The sequence below is a fragment of the Niabella hirudinis genome (genome assembly GCF_051201075.1).
GTDB lineage: Bacteria > Bacteroidota > Bacteroidia > Chitinophagales > Chitinophagaceae > Niabella > Niabella hirudinis.
Genome location: NZ_JBPEHJ010000005.1, coordinates 144,970 through 165,009, shown reverse-complemented (window position 1 = coordinate 165,009; position 20,040 = coordinate 144,970). Strand labels below are relative to the sequence as shown.

The 20,040-nt window shown below is 47.9% G+C and carries 14 protein-coding genes; 9 read left to right on the top strand and 5 right to left on the bottom strand.

Going from position 1 to position 20,040, the window contains the following annotated elements:
• The first annotated feature begins 42 nt into the window (after positions 1–42).
• From GGU45_RS11510 to GGU45_RS11500, 3 genes are all read left to right on the top strand, one after another.
• Positions 43–1,044, top strand: a complete 1,002-nt coding sequence (locus tag GGU45_RS11510) for a DNA-directed RNA polymerase subunit alpha (protein WP_435224851.1) — start codon at positions 43–45, stop codon at positions 1,042–1,044.
• A gap of 173 nt (positions 1,045–1,217) precedes the next feature.
• Positions 1,218–1,751 (top strand): 50S ribosomal protein L17, encoded by a 534-nt coding sequence (rplQ, locus tag GGU45_RS11505; protein WP_435224849.1) that lies wholly within the window; start codon positions 1,218–1,220, stop codon positions 1,749–1,751.
• A gap of 278 nt (positions 1,752–2,029) precedes the next feature.
• Positions 2,030–4,612: a phosphoenolpyruvate carboxylase gene (locus GGU45_RS11500; RefSeq protein ID WP_435224847.1), complete on the top strand. Its 2,583-nt coding sequence runs from the start codon at positions 2,030–2,032 to the stop codon at positions 4,610–4,612.
• Between the two features lie 417 nt (positions 4,613–5,029).
• Here the strand turns inward: GGU45_RS11500 and GGU45_RS11495 are convergent, their stop codons facing one another.
• A complete protein-coding gene (locus GGU45_RS11495; RefSeq protein ID WP_435224845.1) occupies positions 5,030–7,690 on the bottom strand; it encodes an alpha-L-rhamnosidase in 2,661 nt (886 codons plus the stop codon).
• 121 nt (positions 7,691–7,811) lie between these two features.
• Here GGU45_RS11495 and GGU45_RS11490 point away from each other — a divergent pair, with 121 nt between their 5' ends.
• Genes GGU45_RS11490 through GGU45_RS11480 form a run of 3 tightly spaced genes read left to right on the top strand, consistent with a single transcriptional unit; the run spans position 7,812 to position 13,814 of the window.
• Entirely contained in the window at positions 7,812–11,078 is a 3,267-nt protein-coding gene (locus GGU45_RS11490; protein WP_435224843.1) for a glycosyl hydrolase, read from the top strand.
• Positions 11,079–11,082: 4 nt separating this feature from the next.
• Positions 11,083–13,020, top strand: a complete 1,938-nt coding sequence (locus tag GGU45_RS11485) for a beta-L-arabinofuranosidase domain-containing protein (RefSeq protein ID WP_435224841.1) — start codon at positions 11,083–11,085, stop codon at positions 13,018–13,020.
• Between the two features lie 41 nt (positions 13,021–13,061).
• Complete coding sequence (locus GGU45_RS11480) at positions 13,062–13,814, top strand: MBL fold metallo-hydrolase (protein ID WP_435224840.1); 753 nt, start codon at positions 13,062–13,064, stop codon at positions 13,812–13,814.
• Between the two features lie 148 nt (positions 13,815–13,962).
• Here GGU45_RS11480 and GGU45_RS11475 read toward each other — a convergent pair whose 3' ends face one another.
• From GGU45_RS11475 to GGU45_RS11460, 4 genes are all read right to left on the bottom strand, one after another.
• The gene (locus GGU45_RS11475) at positions 13,963–14,340 is read right to left on the bottom strand and encodes a hypothetical protein (RefSeq protein ID WP_435224838.1); all 378 of its coding nucleotides are present in this window, start codon (positions 14,338–14,340) and stop codon (positions 13,963–13,965) included.
• On the bottom strand, positions 14,340–14,903 hold the full coding sequence (locus GGU45_RS11470; protein ID WP_435224837.1) for a hypothetical protein: 564 nt from the start codon (positions 14,901–14,903) through the stop codon (positions 14,340–14,342). Before GGU45_RS11470 ends, GGU45_RS11475 begins: the two co-directional genes overlap by 1 nt.
• Before the next feature lie 37 nt (positions 14,904–14,940).
• Positions 14,941–15,486: an RNA polymerase sigma factor gene (locus tag GGU45_RS11465; RefSeq protein WP_435224835.1), complete on the bottom strand. Its 546-nt coding sequence runs from the start codon at positions 15,484–15,486 to the stop codon at positions 14,941–14,943.
• Positions 15,487–15,802: 316 nt separating this feature from the next.
• Positions 15,803–16,765, bottom strand: coding sequence for a transketolase family protein (locus GGU45_RS11460; protein ID WP_435224834.1), 963 nt, complete (start codon positions 16,763–16,765; stop codon positions 15,803–15,805).
• A gap of 252 nt (positions 16,766–17,017) precedes the next feature.
• Between GGU45_RS11460 and GGU45_RS11455 the strand changes: the two genes are divergently transcribed.
• The 3 genes from GGU45_RS11455 to GGU45_RS11445 all read left to right on the top strand — a co-directional run bounded on the left by GGU45_RS11455 (position 17,018) and on the right by GGU45_RS11445 (position 19,504).
• Positions 17,018–18,043: a rod shape-determining protein gene (locus tag GGU45_RS11455; RefSeq protein ID WP_090389562.1), complete on the top strand. Its 1,026-nt coding sequence runs from the start codon at positions 17,018–17,020 to the stop codon at positions 18,041–18,043.
• A 136-nt stretch (positions 18,044–18,179) separates the two neighbouring features.
• Complete coding sequence (gene mreC, locus GGU45_RS11450) at positions 18,180–18,974, top strand: rod shape-determining protein MreC (RefSeq protein WP_435224831.1); 795 nt, start codon at positions 18,180–18,182, stop codon at positions 18,972–18,974.
• Complete coding sequence (locus GGU45_RS11445) at positions 18,971–19,504, top strand: rod shape-determining protein MreD (RefSeq protein WP_435224829.1); 534 nt, start codon at positions 18,971–18,973, stop codon at positions 19,502–19,504. Before mreC ends, GGU45_RS11445 begins: the two co-directional genes overlap by 4 nt.
• The last annotated feature ends 536 nt before the right edge of the window (positions 19,505–20,040 follow it).

The following is a 20,040-nucleotide window of genomic DNA, read 5'->3' as shown; positions in this document are numbered from 1 at the left end:
TTTACTATTCATTTATTCACCATTCACTTAATAAAGGAAAAAATGGCAATTTTAAATTTCCACCAACCGGACAAAATCATTTTGCAGAAGGCTTCGGATTTTGAAGCCCAGTTTGAGTTTCGTCCATTAGAACCCGGGTATGGTGTTACAATAGGTAACGCACTGCGTCGTGTTTTATTAAACTCTCTTGAAGGATATGCTATTGTAGGCATTAAAATTGAAGGAGTAGATCATGAGTTTGCTACCATGAAGGGGGTTAGCGAAGATGTGGTTGAAATTATCCTGAATTTAAAACAGGTACGCTTCAAAAGAATCGTGGATCATGAAGGGGCCAATGAAAAAATTTCCATTTCGGTAAAAAATCAGACAGAATTCACCGCAGGCATGATTGCCGAGGGGACGCAATCCTTCCAGATCATGAACCCGGAACTGCTGATCTGCACTATGGATTCGTCTTCCAAGCTGGATATTGAACTGACCATCGGCAAGGGCCGCGGTTATGTACCGGCTGAAGATAACAAGGTAAAAGATGCCCCGGTTGGCTATATTGCCATCGACTCTATCTTTACCCCCATCAAAAATGTAAAATACAGCATTGAAAATACCCGTGTGGAACAACGTACGGATTATGAAAAGCTGTTGATGGAGGTAAACACGGATGGTACCATTCATCCGGAAGAGGCCGTTAAACAAGCCAGCCGCATCCTGATCCAGCACCTGATGATCATTACGGATGAAAACATCACGTTTGATAATAAGGAGGAGAAGAAAGAAGATATGGTAGATGAGCAGACATTGCAACTGCGTAAAGTACTGAAAACTCCGTTGGAAGACCTGGATCTTTCTGTACGCGCCTTCAATTGCCTGAAAGCTGCCAAGATCAATTCCCTGAGCGAGCTGGTTCAGTACGAGCAGGAAGACCTGATGAAGTTCCGGAACTTTGGTCAGAAATCCCTGTCTGAAATTGAGCAGGTGCTGATCGAAAGAGGCCTGGGCTTTGGTATGGATCTGCAGAAGCTGGGAATCGATAAAGACGATTATTAATAATGTGAGGATGTGATAATGTGGGAGTATGAAAATTTCCACATTCATACATTCACACATTTCCACATTAGACAGTAGGTTACATTTCCTTGACACGGTGTAGCCGAATTTTTTAACTTGGTATCGGGTTTAACCCTGAAACGTTAACCCTGAAACTTTAAACATTAAATGTCATGCGTCACGGAGACAAAATCAAAAATTTAAGCCGTACCAAATCGCACAGAGATGCGCTGTTACGCAACCTGTCCTGCCAGCTGATTGAGCACAAACGTATTGTAACTACTGTTGCAAAGGCAAAGGCTTTAAGGGTATATGTAGAGCCCCTGATCACCAAGAGCAAGGAAAATACCACGCATCAGCGCCGTATCGTATTCAGCCATCTGCAGGACAAAGAAGCAGTGAAAGAACTGTTTGGTTCTGTTGCTGAAAAAGTAGGCGGTCGCCCCGGTGGTTATACCCGTATCATTAAACTGGGCATTCGCCCTGGTGATGCTGCTGAAAAGGCGATGATCGAGCTGGTTGACTTTAACGAGGTTTACGGAAAGAGTACCGATGAGAAAGCAGCCGGAAAACGTACCCGCCGTCGTGGTGGAAGCGGCAAGAAAAAAGAAGAAGCCGACGCCGTTGCAGAAACAGCGCCTGCGGAGGAAGTAAAAGAAGCGGTTGCTCCCGAAGCACCGTCAAAAGAGGAGACCCCGGAAGCATAATATCTTCTTAAGAAAATAAAAGCCCCGCTCTGGTACAACCCGGGCGGGGCTTTTTTGTGCGGATCCCTTACCCGACCGGAATGTGCGTTTGATGAATTGCAATGATTTTTATTTCTTATTAGATGTTATATAAAGAAATGATTAAATGCTTAGGCTTTGCAAATGGTATAGTGAAAAAATAGTACCTTCAACGCTGTTTAATTGTTGCCGGGCGCAGGCTTTTATGTCCTGTCTGCAAACAGGCCCCGGTGTAATGCTAAAAGTCAAACAGGAAATATATGGATGTGGTAAGCAGCCAATCGGTTCAGCACTTCAAAAATGATGTAGGAATAAGGTTTCAATTGTATAACAGTTTGTTTACCTCTTTGCCCTTTCATAAAATTGAAAAGACGGGGATCTTATTGTCGTTGTTGTCCAGCATGTGTGAAGAAGGCTATGAAAAAGGATCGGGCCCTGTGGAGATCGTTGAAGATTTTTTTAGCCGACACACTTCCTTTACCACCTCTAAAGAGCGCATGGATCTTATGTTTCGGCTAGTACAGTATGTGGAACGCCAGGTGGTGTTGTTTGATGCGCTGGAAGATGCTTCCTATAAGAAGATAAACGATTTTAGCGGACCGGGTACATTGAAGCAGTTAATGTCCGCGGTAGCCCAGAATAATAAGGAGGCACAGTTTGGCAAAGTGCTGGAAGACTTTTGTGTGCGGTTAGTGCTGACGGCCCATCCTACCCAGTTTTACCCCGGATCGGTATTGGGAATTATCCGGGACCTGAGCAATGCGTTGCTTAAAAATGACGCCAGCGAGATTAACGTTCTGCTGCAGCAGCTGGGCAAGACGCCCTTTTTTAAGAAAAACAAACCCACTCCTTTCGATGAGGCGGTGAGCCTTATCTGGTACCTCGAAAATGTTTTTTACCCCGCGGCTGGCCGTATCCTTAGTGAGCTGAAGAACCAGTTTCCGGGGATTACTACAGCTAAGCATTCGGTAATCAAGATGGGCTTCTGGCCGGGCGGCGACCGTGACGGGAACCCCTTTGTAACCAGGGAGACTACGCTGCAGGTAGCGGCCGCGCTGCGAGGGGCTATTTTGAAATGTTATTATTTTGATGTGCGCCGGTTGAAGCGCCGCTTAACGTTTCATGGTGTTGAGGACATCATGAGCGACCTGGAACGCCGCTTGTATGAGGAGGTATTTATCCCGGGTAAGGAAGCGAACATAACCGATAAAGAAATTATATCCATATTGGAGGAAGTAAAACAAATTGTGAATGAAAAGGCCAACGGCTTATTTGTACCCCGGATACAGGAATTGATCAGTAAGATCGAGGTCTTCGGTTTGCACTTTGCTTCACTGGATATCCGGCAGGATAGCTCCGTACATGAAAAAGTATTTTCGCGCGTTGCCGCTTCGCAGGCCGGCTTATTACCAGCGGACTACGATACGCTGGAGGAAAAAGAAAAGGTGAAATTGCTGCTGAATCTGAAGCCGCTGGACAACACGTCTATATTTGAAGATACGGTGGTGAAGGACACGGTTGAAGTAGTCAATGCCATTTGTTCTGTACAAAAGTCGAACGGGGAACTGGGCTGCAACCGGTATATTATCAGCCATGCCACCAGCGTGTTGAGTATTATTGAAGTGATGGGCCTGTTTAAATTAAACGGTATTGGCTGTGAGGAAATAAATGTGGATATTGTTCCGCTTTTTGAAACGATCGAAGACCTCCAAAATGCGGGTGACGTAATGAAAACCCTTTACTCCCTTCCGGAATATAAGGCCCACCTGGATCGCCGCGGCGGAACACAAACCATTATGCTGGGCTTTTCTGACGGAACCAAGGATGGCGGCTACCTGATGGCCAACTGGAGTATTTACCGCGCCAAGGAAGAGCTGACGCGGATTACAAGACAATACGGCTTTGATGTGATCTTCTTTGACGGCAGGGGAGGCCCGCCCTCCCGTGGCGGCGGAAAAACACACAAGTTTTACGCGTCTATGGGACGCAATATCTCTAACAGGGAAATTCAACTAACGATACAGGGCCAAACGGTGAGCGCCAATTTTGGAATTATCGACTCTGCGCAGTTCAACATCGAACAGTTGATTAATGCTGGTGTTTCGAGTTCGCTTTTTGCAGATCGTTATCCCCCGCTAAACGGCAAACAGGAGCAGCTCCTGGAAGAGCTTTCTTCTTATGGCTTTGATGCCTATATAAAACTGAAAAACCATCCGCAGCTGGCAAATTATCTTTATGAAATGAGCCCCCTGCGCTTTTACAGCGAAACCAATATTGGCAGCCGGCCGGCCAAGAGGGGCCATCAACAGACTTCTATTTCGCTGGGCGATCTCCGGGCCATTCCGTTCTCCGGCGCCTGGAGCCAGCTGAAGCAAAATGTGCCGGGCTTTTTTGGCGTGGGCACTGCTTTAAAGCAGATGGAATATATTGGACGCTTTGACGAACTGAAGCAACTATACAACGAATCGCTGTACTTTAAAACCCTGCTGGATAACTGCGAAATGGCGATGAGTAAATCCTATTTTCCGATAACGGCTTACATTGCAGAAGACGAGCAATTTGGCGCTATCTGGCAAATGATTTATGATGAGTTTGTGTTAACCAAACAATACATTTATAAACTAACGGGGCACGATACACTAATGGGATCCTACCCCGTAGATAAATTGTCTATTCGCATGCGGGAACGGATCGTGATGCCGTTGGTTACCATTCAGCAGTATGCGCTGGTGAAGCTGCGCGAAGGGGCTGATGATATGGATGAAACACTTCGGGATGCCTATGGAAAGCTGATCATGCGTTGCTCCTTCGGTATCATCAATGCCGGGCGCAATTCGGCGTAGCCCTGCGGAAATATAAAATATCCAATGTGGAATTTAGAATGTAAAAGTGGAAAGATGTTGCGCAGCAATAACTGTTTGTTTAGCGTATTCGAAATGATTGTTTGCCAAAAAAGAAGAAGGGTGTAACAATTGAGGCATAGAAATGCAAAAGCCGGGCGTCCGCCAGCCGGCGGACCTGCCACTTTGTACTAAAGCCGATAGAAGCACTCATCCGGAATCGTGCCGTAACCGATTCCGGGGCCCTTTTTGGGTACCTTTTTGGGCAAACAAAAAGGCTACAAAAAAAATTAGTGCAAGGGTTTTGTGGGGTTGGTTGTGTTTTGCTTGCAGCATCTTGTTTTTATCTGACCTCAAATGAGCCCGTTTTACGATGAAATTTGTTGAATCGCGGGTTAAACAGCAGACCCTATTTATTGTTCAATATTTTTCATTCAATAAAATCGTATGCGTTCCTGATGGCAGTGTATAGCTGCCATTTTTATTTTGTATACCGGGCATCCGAAAACCCTTTTGGGGCTGCCAGGGCGTGGGTATAAAAAATGTGGCCCTACTGTTGGCCGGAACCCGGCAGGTATAGCGGAGCTGCTCCCCCTGTTTTTCCCATGATGAAAGGATTGGGCCTCTTGCGCTGTTGTAAGTAGCCCTAAAGGTATTGAGCCCCTTTACAAAATTGGGTTTAAGGAGTATATTACTAAAGCCCGGATGCTCCGGATCCGGAAAAATGCCACCCAGGGCTTTGTATAACCAGGCGCCGATATCGCCAAACATAATATGATTCAGCGAAGCATCGTTTCTGGCATCTACCTTCCAGTTTTCATAAAGTGTGGTAGCGCCGTTTTCGATCCACCAACCCCAGGAGGGATAAGTGTTGCGGGCGGCCAGCTGGTAGGCCAGGTCGGCATATCCGTTCTCGCTAAGTACATTGAGCACTGCTTTGGCACCCAGGATGCCTACATCCAGCTGAACACCGTCTTCTTTTACCTTTTTTGCCAGGTTGGCCACTACAAGGGCTTTCATTGTTTCCGGAACCACGCCCCAGTAAACCGGTGTGCTTTGCTCTGTTTGTAAACCACTGCCATAGATTCCGGTTTTGGTGTTGAGGTATTTACCGTTAATGGCATTTTTTATTTTTTCTGCCAGTACCTGGTAGCGGGTTGCATCTTCTTTCCTGTTAAAAAGCGCTGCTGTTTTTGCCAGTATCGTTACATCTTTATAATAGTAAAGAGAGGAGGTAAGTTCAACGGGAGATTTGGATTTTACCGGCACCCAGTCCCCCAATCCCCAGGTGGTAAGCCCGCCGGGGTATAGCGCGGCAATATGGTTTACATAGCTTTTTATATTTTCATAATTATCTGCCAGTGGCTTGCTGTCGCCATAAAACTGGTACAGGGTCCAGGGAATTATCGCAATGGTGCTGGTCCAGTCGGGCCCGTTGGCCCATTGGTAGCCCCAGCCGCTGGTAGGGATAATGGCCGGCAACACCCCGTTGGGCTGCTGTTCGTCACGATGGTCGGCCAGCCATTTTTCATATACGGTAATGCCGTCAAAATTATAAAGCCCTGTTTCCAGTGCAATGACGGCATCTCCCGTCCAGCCGTTTTTTTCCCGCTGGGGGCAATCGGTGGGGTAGCCAAAAAGATTTGAAAGATAGGAATGATTTGTTGCCTGCCAGATCTTGTTGATCAGCGGCGCTCCAGTTTCGATAGTACCGGCCCGGGGCACATCACTGTGCATGAACCAGGCCCGGAGGCTGGACTTGCTGAGCTCAACCGGCTTATTGCTGATAACTTCTACGTACTGGAATCCCTTATAGTTAAACCGCGGTTTAAAGATCTCCGTTCCCTTACCCTTGAGGATAAAAATATCGGTTTGAAAGGGATCGCTGTCGTCCGTGGGGCGGTAATGTACGTCAATATTGGAAAGATCTGTATGACCGGATGCGTGAAGGCGCTCCGAGTGGATCAGCCGGATAACGGTTCCGGCAGCTCCTGAAACACTGATTTCGCTGACACCCGAAATGTTCCGGCCCAGGTTAAAGACATAGTTGGTGTCGTTAAATTTTTTAAGATCCACCGGGGTTATGTTTTCAACATCCCGTATTGGGTGCAGTGCCTGTGCGGCGATCAGTTGTGATGGCGCTGCACGGTCAGTAGCGGTGTTCCATTTGGAGTCATCAAACCCCGGTTGGTTCCAGCCGGGTATTTCAAGCCGGGCATCATAATGCTCCCCGGTGTAGATGCTGTTAAAGATGACAGGGCTTAAAGCAGTTTTCCAGCTGCGGTCGGTGCTGATGATTTCTTCCGAACCATCTGTATACCTAACCCGCAGGTCCAGGCAAAAAGCCGGTCGGTTGCGCCAGGGCGCTTTATCAAAATACCATACGGCTGTTGACTGGTGGTTGTACCAGCCGTTGCCGAGCAGCACGCCAATTACATTCTGGCCCTGCTGTAGCTGTTGGCTAACATCATAAGTAATATAGAGGTTGCGGCGGTCGAACCGGGTGTACATGGGGTCCAGCCGGTGATCGCCCACTTTTGCTGCATTTAATGAAAGCTCATAAAGGCCGGCCGCCGCTATATAAATCCTTGCTGTTTTGACCGGCTTCTTTAATAGAAAAGCCTTCCTGAAATAGGGGGCGGGTTTCCGCTGTATATCACTGCCATCGCTGATCCATCCTCCCTGCCAGTTTGCTTGCTGCATCATACCGGTTTCGAAAAAAGCAGCGGGTGATGCAGGGTAGGGGCGGCGATCGTTACCCATAAGGGTTACGCTCCAGGCATATTTTGTGAAGGGCTCCAAAGCATTACCCTTGTAAGTAACCAGGTTGTCCCCGGAGGCAATAACGCCGGAGTTCCACACTTCTTCCCCGGTTTCTTTAGCAACAATGATCCTGTAGCTGGTTTGTACAGCGCCCGTTTTGGGATCATCAAGGATCCAGCTGAACCGGGGTGTTTTATTATCGATACCCAATGGATTAACGAGGTGCTCACATTGAAGATTGACAATTTTTTGAGCATGGAGCAACCGCGGAATTCCGGTTAAAACCAGTAGGAATAACAAGGCCGGTTTGTAAGTCATATAGCAATATTATCGGGACAAAATAAAATTACCGGTGCAAAATAACCGGAAAACCTAAGTAAAACTATTTTCAGGATAGTACAGGATGGTTCTATCCCTTAAAAGAAGTATTTTTTGAGGTATGCAGCGGTTTATAAGAAGATTGCTTTTCTCCATAGGGATGATGGCCGGCATCATACCGGCGATAGCCCAGGTTATGCCCGTTATACCAGGTTTAAAGGAATTAAATAGTCCCTTTGGCGCGTCCGATAGAAAGGCATTTGAGATGCCTTCAAAGAGCTATCATCCGGAGACCTGGTTTCATTTTATCGGGGGAAATATTTCGAAGGAGGGGATTACCGCTGATCTCGAGGCGATTGCCAAAGCGGGCATTTCTGGTATCCAGCTTTTTCATGGTCAGTTTGGCGGAAAGTGGCCGGGTGTAGGGCCGGAGATCATCTGCCTGAGTCCCGCCTGGGAAGATGCCTTAAACTTTACGGCTAAGGAGTGTAAACGGCTGGGGCTCCGGTTTACTCTGCAAAACTGTCCGGGCTGGGCTATGGCGGGCGGCCCCTGGATACAACCAGAGAACGCCATGCGTAATTTGGTTTGGAAGCGCCAGGATATTAAAGGAGGGCAAACCAATAGTATCCGTTTGGCAAAACCTGAAGGAATTGATGAGCCCTGGCGCGATTACCGGGAGGTGGCGGTACTGGCCTTCCCTACCCCGGAGGGCGATACCGGCCAACCCCTGACGCCGGCATCGGTAGCCGGCAGCTCCAACATATTATGGAACGGTCTCTTTTCAGAGAAAGGAAATCAACCCGTTCATCTTGCTCCTGCCAGCTCATCCGATCCCTACCACGTAACCGTTGATTTCAGTGAGAATGTTATTATTCGTTCCATCACGCTGCCCAGCATTAATAGTTTCAATCATGGCCGGTGCTACGAGCCGGGGGTGAGGATCAGGGGCTTTGCCATTTCTGAAAGCGGCCTGCAGAAAGATATACTGAACACCCGGCTGCCCCAAAGCAACTGGCAGGATCAATCGCCTGTAACCCTTTCCTGCAGGGAAACACAGGGCGCCAAAAAATACCGGTTTGAGATCCTGAACCAATACGATATGCAGCTCCGGTATATAAAATTGTCTTCAGCCGCCCGGAAAAACAACTGGGAGTCGGAAGCGGGATGGACGTTAAGGGCAATTGAACGAACGGGGGACAGCTATGCCCGCCCACCGGGTACCTATATAGATCCGGACAGGATATTGGATCTTACTTCATTAATGGACAGCAACGGAGTCCTGAACTGGAAAGCGCCCGCGGGCCGCTGGACGGTACTGCGCATCGGGCATGTAAATACCGGCCGTCAAAACGGACCGGCCCCACCGGCAGGAACGGGGTGGGAGTGCAACAAACTATCGGCAAAAGGAGCAACGGCGCATTTTCAGGGATACATAGGCCGGCTTGCAGGCAACAGCGGCCCCGTAAACGGATTGCTGAACGGGATGTTGATGGATAGCTGGGAATGTGAAACCCAAACCTGGACGGAGGAAATGGAGTCGGAGTTTGAGCGGGTTAATTCCTACCCGCTCAGCAAATGGCTGCCTGCTGTTTTTGGCTATGTTGTAAAAGATGAGGAAACTACCTTCCGTTTTCTCAGGGATTGGCGGGCTACGATCAATGACCTTTTTACCCATCAGTTTTACGGCCAGATGTCGAAGCTGGCTAAGGCCCGTGATTTATCCATCACCTATGAAACGGCCGCCGGGGATGTATTTCCTGCGGACATCATGGAGTATTATAAATATGCCGATGTGCCTATGTGCGAGTTCTGGCAGCCCTTTACGGACGGCTATGTGGGGTCGCTGAATTTTAAACCCATCAAGCCAACCGTTTCCGCAGCCCGGCTGTATGGAAAGCCCCGGGTTGCTGCCGAGGCTTTTACTTCTTTTGCGCTTACCTGGGATGAGCAATGGCAGATGCTTAAGGAAGTGGCCAATCTGAATATGGTCGAAGGCGTTACCCACCTGGTATTTCATACCTATACCCACAATCCGCAAACAAACTTTCTGCAGCCCGGCACCTCTTTTGGTTCCGGCATCGGCACCCCGTTTTTGCGGGGGCAAACCTGGTGGAAGGAAATGCCGGAATTTACCGGGTATTTTGCCCGTTGCAATTATCTGCTGGAAAGGGGAAAGCCGGTGTCTGATGTGCTCTGGTATCTTGGGGACGAGATAGATCATAAGCCCGATCAAAACGCGCCCTTTCCCGACGGGTTTAAGTATGACTATTGCAATACAGATGTTTTGTGGAACCGGCTTACGGTAAAGAAAGGGCGCATTACAACCCCCGAAGGTCTGCAATATCGCGTTTTATGGCTGCCGGCCCGCATCCGGATGTTGCCAAAAACAGCAGAAAAGATCGCCGCATTAATAAGAGAAGGAGCTACCGTAGTTGGTGATGCACCTTCGGGAATCGCCACGCTTAGCGGAGGCAACGCTGCAGCGGAGCGGTTGAACTCCCTTGTGCAATTCATCTGGGGTGAGGCAGTAAAACCAGGTATCCGGAAGATCGGCAAAGGACGCATTGTTTCGGGTATGGCTCTTTCAGAGGCGCTCAAACAACTGCAGATGACACCTGATGTACTGGGCGGACCGGTCCAGTGGATGCATCGCTGCACGGAAGATGCCGACTGGTATTTTGTGTGTGCGCCAAAAGGCGGAAAGTTTAAGGGCCGCTTAAGTTTTCGTAGTACGGGATATGTTGAGCTTTGGGATCCCGTTTCGGGCAAAGTGCTGCCAGTGACAGCAAAAAGACAGGAGAACCGGACGGTTGTTACATTGGAGCTGCCGGAAGCAGGTTCCGGTTTTGTTGTTTTTAATCGCCGGAAGGCAGTGAAAGAACTTAAAATTCCGGAACCGTCTGTTATGCCCATTGCCTTTACACAACCGTGGACGATTCGTTTTCCTACAGGCTGGGGCACACCGGCTGCCGTTGAAGTACAGGAACTAAAACCCTGGAGGGAATTGGACCGCTCCAATGAAGGAAAAGCTTTTTCGGGCACCGCGGTTTACACAACAGCCTTCCGGATGGATACCATTCAACGGAATGCGAAATATGCAATGGACCTGGGCCGGGTTAACATGATTGCTTCGGTGTCTTTGAACGGAATACCCTTTTCCGCATTATGGGCCATGCCTTATAAGCTGGATGTTACAAAAGCCATTCGCCCGGGGATCAATACATTGAGGATAGCGGTAACCAGCACATGGTTTAACCGGTTGGTATATGATGCCGGCCAGCCGGAAAAACAGCGAAAAACCTGGACGATCAATGACCCCCGCCCAACAGCCACACTCAACAACAGCGGCCTCCTGGGTCCGCTGAACATCTACATAAAAAAATAAAAGGATGCAAAAAAAAGAAACAATCCTGCCACGCATATCTTCAAGAAGAACATTTGTAAAACAAACCGGCCTTGCTGCGGCTGCAGGTATGCTGGCACCTTCCCTGTTTGCCCAGCAGCCTGGCAGCTTCCGAAAAACAAATGCCTATCTTATAGAAAACCGGCTGGAGGCCGGGACCTCCATATTGAGGGGGTATATCGGCGGCCGGCTGGATCAGTGTTTTCAGCAGGATATTCTTACAAAAAATTTTGACCATCTCGTAGCGCCTTTCCGGAACCGGGCAGAAACGAATCTCTGGCAGTCCGAGTTTTGGGGAAAATGTATGATGGCTGCGGTTTTGGCCTATCAATACCAACCCGATCCGCAGTTAAAAATAAAAATAGACGCTGCTGTAGCAGGCCTTATTGCCACCCAAACTGTGGACGGATATATTGGAAATTACAGTGCGCAAGCCAGGCTGAAGCAATGGGATATATGGGGGATGAAATACTGCCTGCTGGGTTTGCTGGAATATTTTGATCTGACCAATGATAAAAAAAGTCTGGATGCAGCAGAAAAACTGACCGGTTACCTGATGGGGGAAATTAACAGGCAGGGCGGAAAAATAGTTGATAAAGGAAATTACAGGGGCATGGCGGCTTCTTCTGTATTATTGCCGGTGGTACGGTTAAGCGTGGCAACCGGTAATAAACAATATCTCGATTTTGCTGAAGAAATTGTAAAACAGTGGGAAACGCCCGATGGCCCGCAGCTTATCGCCAAATCGGCTACAGACGTGAGCAAACGTTTTCCCCGGCCCAAACAATGGTACAGCCCGGAACAAGGACAAAAAGCATACGAAATGATGTCCTGCTATGAAGGACTGCTGGCGCTGTATCGCTTAACGGGGAAGGATGTTTATAAACAGGCCGTATTGAATGTATTTGAGAATATACAGGATACGGAAATCAATATTGCAGGATCCGGCGCCTCGGCAGAAATGTGGTTTGGCGGCAGGGAGCGGCAAACCACGCCGGTATACCACTACCAGGAAACCTGTGTAACGGTAACCTGGATGCAGCTTTGTATGGCCTTATTAAAACTGACCGGTGATGCAAAATATGCTCATGCTATTGAAACCACCTATTATAATGCCTTGATGGCGGCGCTAAAAAGCGACGGCTCCACCTGGGCAAAGTACACCCCGCTGAATGGGGAGCGGCTGCCCGGCAGCGGTCAGTGTGGTATGGATCTGAACTGTTGCAGCGCCAACGGGCCAAGAGGCCTGTTTGCGGTTCCGGGTCTTGTAGCGATGAGTAGCAGGGATGGCATTACTGTTAATTTTTTTATGGAAGGAACTACCGCAGTAAGATCTCCCAGGGGGAAGCGGGTAAAGCTGGTACAGACTACGGACTATCCGGTATCCGGAAAAATAGCCATCCGGCTTGAGATGAATGCCCCGGAAAACATGGTACTGCAGGTACGCATACCCGGGTGGAGCAGGCAAACCCTGCTGCTGGTAAATGGTACTGCTTATGCAGATGTAGTACCAGGTGCTTATGCCGCCCTTGAAAGAAAATGGAAGACGGGTGATACCATTAGCCTGGAGCTGGATATGTGCGGCCGGGTAAAGGTGATGGGCGATCAGCACCGGTATTTTGCCTTGCTTTATGGCCCGCTGGTGCTGTGCCGCGATACCCGTTTTTCGGGTACCAATCCCGGAACGGTAATTACTCCCCTGAACCTGAATGAACCGTATCCGGGTTTTAAAAAAGCTGCGGCAACCGCTGATCACTGTTGGGTACAGCTGGAGGCGCCGTTTGAAACGGAGAATTATAAGGAACAAAGAGATCCTCCGGTTACGGCAACTTTCTGCGACTATGCTTCTGCGGGCAACGGAGCAACGGCCTCTACATTTCAAACCTGGATGCCGCTTATTTTCAACGCGGCAAAACCGGGATGAGGGGCTTATTTCTTCTAATTTTGCAGCCAGAAATTATAAACATGAAAATAATTCCGTTATCCGAAGGCAGCTTTACCGTAGATGCTACAAAAAAATTTGTTCCGTTCCGGCTATCAGAGGATGAAATGAGCGCCCGTCCGCAGGGAAGCCTGCTGGTGGAGATACAGCCTTTTTTAATCATTACCTCAAAAGACATATTGCTGCTGGATACCGGCCTTGGTTTTAACCACGGATCAGGACGCCAAATGCAGCTTTTGGCCCATCTTGCTGAAAATGGCATTCAACCGGGCGATATTACAAAAGTGCTGATGAGCCACCTGCATAAAGATCATACCGGGGGCATGGTAAATGCTGCAACGGGTAAGCCCAGTTTTGAAAATGCCACCTATTACATCCAGGAACGGGAAGTGGCTTTTGCCCGCGAAAAGGATGGTATATCCTATGATTTTTCCAGGGTGGAACCCGTGTTGGAAGGCCATGTGAACCTGTTGCGTGCAGATGAAGGATTTATTGACGGTTATATACAATACCGGGTTACCGGGGCGCATTCAAAATTTCACCAGGTATTCTGGATCCGGGAAGATGAGGATACCTTATTTTTTGGGGCAGATGATGCGCCTCAGTATCAGCAAATGAAGCATCGCTTTGCCGCCAAGTATGATTATGATGGCAAAAAAGCCATGGAATTAAGGTCTGCATGGTGGGAGGAAGGGAAAAATAAAGACTGGCAATTCCTGTTTTATCATGATACCCGCAAACCCGTAGCCCGGCCGGGAAAGGAAGCAATGCTATAAAAAGGGCCGGACACAAAAAAGGCCTGCCCTGAAAAGAGCTGGCCGTTGCTAACCTATGAAAAACACCAATGCAAATATATGTACAGCTTTATTACAAAACAAATATTTGTACATAAATAATTGTTTAAACATTGTTTGGGCGGAAATTTTAGTTTTCTTTAACACTTCTTTTTTTCAGCTCTTCCCGGATCTTTTTTTTGAAAGATTGTTCTTCGCTAAAAAAACGGGTGGCCCTGGGCTCTCCGATAATGGGGGTAAATAGTTTGCGATAACTGATTTTCAATTGAATGCGCTCTTGTTCGCGAAGCAGCGGATCCCTATTGGTTTTATAGATGTTTTTTGCTTCGCCGAAATAACGGATCACCAACGGGCGTAGTTGCTTTTTTTCAGTTGCTGTGAGGTCGATCTTTTCTGTAAGATAATCGAGGAATACTTCATGTACTCTATGTACGGCCGGAGAGGGGGGTGTTTGTGCCGCACCGGCAACCGTCATAAACGATAATAAAAAAATAAGAACAGCTTTCATTAGTTTAGGGATATTTCATCATTAACTTCTGTGGTTTCGTTTAAGAAAGTGGCCAGGTCGGCGTCCGGTACATTCTTAAACAGCGTGGTCATATCTGTTTTGGAGGTTTTTACCCTGTTGGTGAGGGCTGTTTTGTCTCCGTTTGTGACCTCCTCCGGTTGTATGAAACGTTCCATTTGTTCGTTGGTTAACTGGTTTACGGTAGTTGCAACGGACGTGGTTGGTGCCGGAGCGCCGGTTGGTGATTTTTTGGTAAACAGGAATATGGATGAAACCGCCAGCAGGATAAAACTTGCGGCAATCCTGAGGCCCTTTTTAAATTCAACTACCCGTGCCCGGTTTACCCTGAACTGGGCAAAATAACGGGGGGGAACCTGGTAGGGCATTGCCCGGGAAACGGTATCCAGCACAGGATCTGCTGCAGCCTTGTCCGTTTCTTTGATTGCAGCCATCAGCCGGCCGGGAAATGATTCAAAATAGTTGCCGGGAATGGTAAATACCGGGTTTAATTGTTGTTCCTGCCGGATCCTGTCTAAGCTAGTATATGAGGCATCCTGTTTCATTGTGCGTAACTTTAAGACCGGAATTTTGCGTGTTTGTTTAACTCTTTAATAAATAATTTTCTACTTTTTTTGCGGCGTGATGATAGCTGGCTTTGAGTGCCCCTTCGGTAACGCCCAGTATTTCGCTCATTTTATTATAAGGCATTTCATCAAAATACCGCAGATTAAAGATCAGCCGCTGCTGCTCCGGCAGTTGCTGGATGGCCAGCTGCAATTTCCATTCAATCCGGGCCGGGTCAAAGTAAGGGTCTGCACGAACCTGATCCGTCAGATCGGCCTCATTGCCAAAGGATACAATGGCTTTTTTTTTCTTTTGGAGATGTGTAATGCTTTCATTTGTGCTGATGCGATACAGCCAGGTGTAAAGCCCGCTTTCTGCACGAAAATGACCCAGCCCTTTCCAGGCTTTTATGAATGCATTCTGCAACACATCATCGGCATCCTCATGTATGATAACCATGCGCCGTATATGCCAGTAAAGCCGCTCTTTATATTTGTTTACAATAGCTGTAAACGCCGCTTCTTTCGTACCCGGGGTACGAAAAAGGGCCAACAACGATTCATCACTTTGAAACTGTTCCATTCAGACGCCTGCTGTTCTTTGACGGGTAAGATAGGGAAAAGTTTAAAGAGTTTGATGTTTGACGTTTCACGTTGGAGGTTTAAAGTTTCAGGTTGGGTCCTGCTTTCTTGCTTGATGCCCGGTTTTCATAATACGCTTCAATTGGTTGAAGGTGGTTGAAGATAGGTGAAGGTTGAGGTCCGCTTATCATTCGCACATTCTCACATTTCCACATTCTCACATTTCCACATTTCCAAATTTCCACATTTTCAAATTGCACAACAAAAAAGGCCGCCAAATTTATTGACAGCCCTTTCAAAAAATGTTCTCAAAATGATCAACCGTTCTTTCGGGCCATCACTTTTTCTGCTGCTGCCACAATATCCGGTACATCCAGGTGATATTTTTTCAGTAGTTGGTCCGGGGTGCCGCTTTCGCCAAAGGTATCCAGTGTACCCACATACTCGATAGGAATGGGGAAATGTTTGGCTGCACATTGTGCTATTACATCGCCAAGGCCGCCGATGATATTATGCTCTTCTGCGGTAACAGCGCATTTGGTCTTTTTAATAGAAGCAATCACCGCTTCCTCGTCCAGGGGTTTGATGGTGTGGATATTGATCACTTCCACGCTGATCCCTTTTTCTTCAAGGATCACGCCGGCCTGAATGGCATTCCATACCAGGTGCCCGCAGGCAAAGATAGATACATCGGTACCCTCTGAAAACTGCTGGGCCTTACCCAATACGAAATCAGATTCGTTGGTGAAGATAGGCCAGGAGGGACGTCCGAAACGGAGGTAAAATGGTCCATCGGTTTCGGCAATTGCCTTAGTGGCCGCCTTGGTTTGGGTATAATCGCAGGGTACTACCACCGACATGCCCGGCAGCATCTTCATCATGCCAATGTCTTCCAGGATCTGGTGGGTAGCGCCATCCTCGCCCAGGGTAACTCCTGCGTGTGAAGCGCATATTTTTACGTTTTTGCCACTGTAAACAATGGATTGACGGATCTGGTCGTATACACGGCCGGTGCTGAAGTTGGCAAAGGTGGTGGTAAAGGGAATATGACCGCCAATGGTCAGGCCGGCTGCAACGCCCATCATATTGGCTTCTCCAATACCGCACTGTACAAAACGATCAGGAAATTCCTTAATAAACTGGTTCAGTTTCATAGAGCCCAGCAGGTCGGCTGTCAGCGCCACGATTTTATCGTTGCTGCGGGCCGCTTCCACAATACCGTCACCAAACCCGCTGCGGGTATCTTTTTTTCCTGTAGATTGAATATCCTTTAACGCCATAAGTTTTTTTTGAGGTTACAAAAGTAATGTTTCTCCTGTAGAACCAGGCATAAGTTTTAAGCAGATTAGACTATATTTGACGAAATTATACTCCTGGCCAAAGGTATTTATCTGCCTGCATCCGCTGGGTTTTTGTTAATAAAAAGCAGAAGCTTAAAAATCCTTTCTGTACTTAGGGTTTTACTTTGTTAATTTGGATTATTTACTTCACCTTTGCTCCTCACGAAAACACAAGAAATTTTATTTAAAGGAATGGGACTCTTCAACTGGTTTACACAAGAAATAGCAATGGATCTGGGTACCGCTAATACCCTTATTATACACAACGATGAAGTGGCTGTAAATGAGCCCAGTATTGTGGCGTTGAACCGCAATAATCCCAAAGAAGTGCTGGCTGTTGGAAAACGGGCACTGATGATGCACGAAAAAACGCACGAAAGCATCCGCACGGTTCGGCCGCTTAAAGACGGCGTAATTGCCGATTTTAATGCAGCGGAACTTATGATCCGGGAGCTGATCAAGCTGGTATATCCCAAAAAACCCTTATTTCCCCCCAGCTGGCGGATGATGATCTGCATTCCTTCTTCCATCACCGAGGTGGAAAAACGGGCTGTCAGGGACAGTGCAGAACAGGCGGGTGCCAAAGAAGTATACCTCATTCATGAGCCGATGGCGGCCGCATTGGGTATCGGTATTGATGTAGAGGAGCCGGTTGGGAATATGATCATTGATATTGGCGGCGGTACCACTGGCATTACGGTTATTGCCCTTGCGGGTATCGTATGTGACCAGAGCATCCGTATTGCCGGCGATGAGTTTACCGCAGATATTATGGAGGCCCTGCGCCGCTATCACAGCTTGCTGATTGGCGAACGTACGGCCGAGCAGATCAAAATACAGGTGGGTGCCGCTATGAAGGACCTGGAAAACCCGCCGGATGATATCCCGGTAAACGGGCGCGACCTGGTTACCGGTATTCCCAAACAGATTATGGTTAGCTTCCAGGAAATTGCGGAAGCGCTCGATAAAAGTATCTTTAAAATAGAAGAGGCCATCCTGAAGGCCCTGGAACAAACCCCCCCGGAGCTGGCGGGCGATATTTACCGCAGGGGGCTTTATCTCACCGGCGGCGGCGCCTTGTTGCGCGGGCTGGACAAACGGTTAAGCCAAAAAATAAAATTACCGGTTCATATCGCCGATGATCCGTTGAAGAGTGTGGTAAGGGGCACGGGCATTGCATTAAAGAATTACGACCGGTATCCTTTTGTAATGCGTTAATCCATCAACCGTTTTGTTCCCGCCTGGGGGAAACAAGCGCTAAATTCAACACCCGGTGCGTAATATATTTTTGTTCATCAGGCGATTCTCGGTTTTTATAGGTTTCCTTATCCTACAGGGGATCTGCTTGTATAATTTGTTTATATACAACCGGGTACATCGCGTAAAGGGTTTGGAAGCGGCAGGCGTAATAACGCGTTATTTCAATTCAAAATACAATTCGCTGGAAGATTTTTTCCGCATGCAGGCGGAAAATAAACGGGTGCACCAGATGAACGATTCACTGATGAACCTGATGAAGGCGAATTTTGTGCAGATCGATACCAATGCCATCCTGGTGCATGATACCGCGGCTGTGGATACTACGGGCAAAGCGCGCCGCTATCTCTGGAGATCGGCGCAGGTATTGTATGCAACAGTGAACGGCGATAAAAATTACCTGCAGATCAACCGGGGTACCGCCTCCGGTGTAGGCAACGACATGGGCGTATTTAGTTCCAATGGAGGGCTTGTAGGAAAAGTAGTTAATGCGGGCAGGGAGTTCAGCGAGGTTATGACCCTGCTGCATGTGATGAATAAACTAAGCGTTCAGCTCAAAAAAACGGGCAATTCGGGCATTATTTCCTGGGATGGTAAAATGCCCACCGAGCTTACCCTCAATGGCATCCCCAAAACAGATTCTGTACGGGTGGGCGATACCATCCTTACCGGTAATTACTCATTAAGCTACCCTCCCGGCAAAATGGTGGGCCGGGTTTCGAGAGTATTAAAGGACGAGGCGACCAATTTTTTTATTCTGAAGATAAAACCGGCTGCTAACTTTGGAAGCCTGCAGCAGGTGTTTGTAGTTGAAAACCTGAACTACGCGGCGTTGCAGCAACTGGGAGAGGAAACGGCCCGGAAAGTAGAAGCAAAATCTGGAAATAAGTGAGCGATCTTGTAAAAAATATCATCCGCTTTTCGTTATTTGTATTCGTACAGGTATATGTGTTTGATGTAATGCCCCATCTGCACCAGCTGATTACGCCCTACCTGTACTTTTTATACCTTTTATGGTTGCCTTTCTCAATTAAACGGGGCTGGCTGCTGATGCTGGGCTTCTTATTAGGCATGACGGTGGATTATTTTACGATGACGCCGGGGCTGCATGCTGCGGCCTGTGTGCTGGTGGCTTTTTTGCGCCCCCTCATCCTGCACCTGCTTTCGCCAAAAGATGCCGCAGGCTATACCTACAGGGAGCCCTCGCCCAAAGCAATGGGCTGGAGCGCCTACAGCCTGTATGCATTGCTGCTTTCATTTGCGCATAATTTTTACCTTCTTTTCCTGGAATGGTTGTCCTTTGGCGCATTGATCAATTTCCTGATGAAGGTGCTGACTACCACGGCCATCAGTATGCTGCTGATCTTTATTACCGAGCTACTGTTCCTCCGCAAACAACGCTACCGCACGAATACAGCGTAGTCGAAATTTGAAAATTTGAAAACGTGGGAATGAAGGTACGTTGTTACCCGATGATCTTTCCTCCGATCGACAATCCATTGGAGCAGGAAGGGGAATGAGTGAACGGTCAATGGTCAATCAATGTCGGTTCCTTTAGCACATAAACGTCTAATGTATTGCTCAATGATTCCACAGATTTTCACAGAATAGCTGCCGGCAGCCGGTCAACTTTCCTTAAGCCTTGAGACGAAGCAGTGACAGGAAAGAACTGTTTTTAGGGTGCTTAAGGAAACGATATTAATTGACTCCCCAAAACCTCCCATAGCCGCAGCGCGGCGGTAATTTCCTGTGCACCGCTTGTACAAACCACAATGATTACCGGTGCGCTGCACCTTTATTACCCGTATGGTCGTTTACTAACAGGATCAGCGCTGCGCTGCAGCTCCCAGTGCAAAATTAACTTGACGCATATGCGCAGAGCGGGACAGGTTGTGGGAATGAGCAATGGACATCGAGCGTTGAACCGGAGCCAACCTGAAACTTTAAACCTTAAGCCA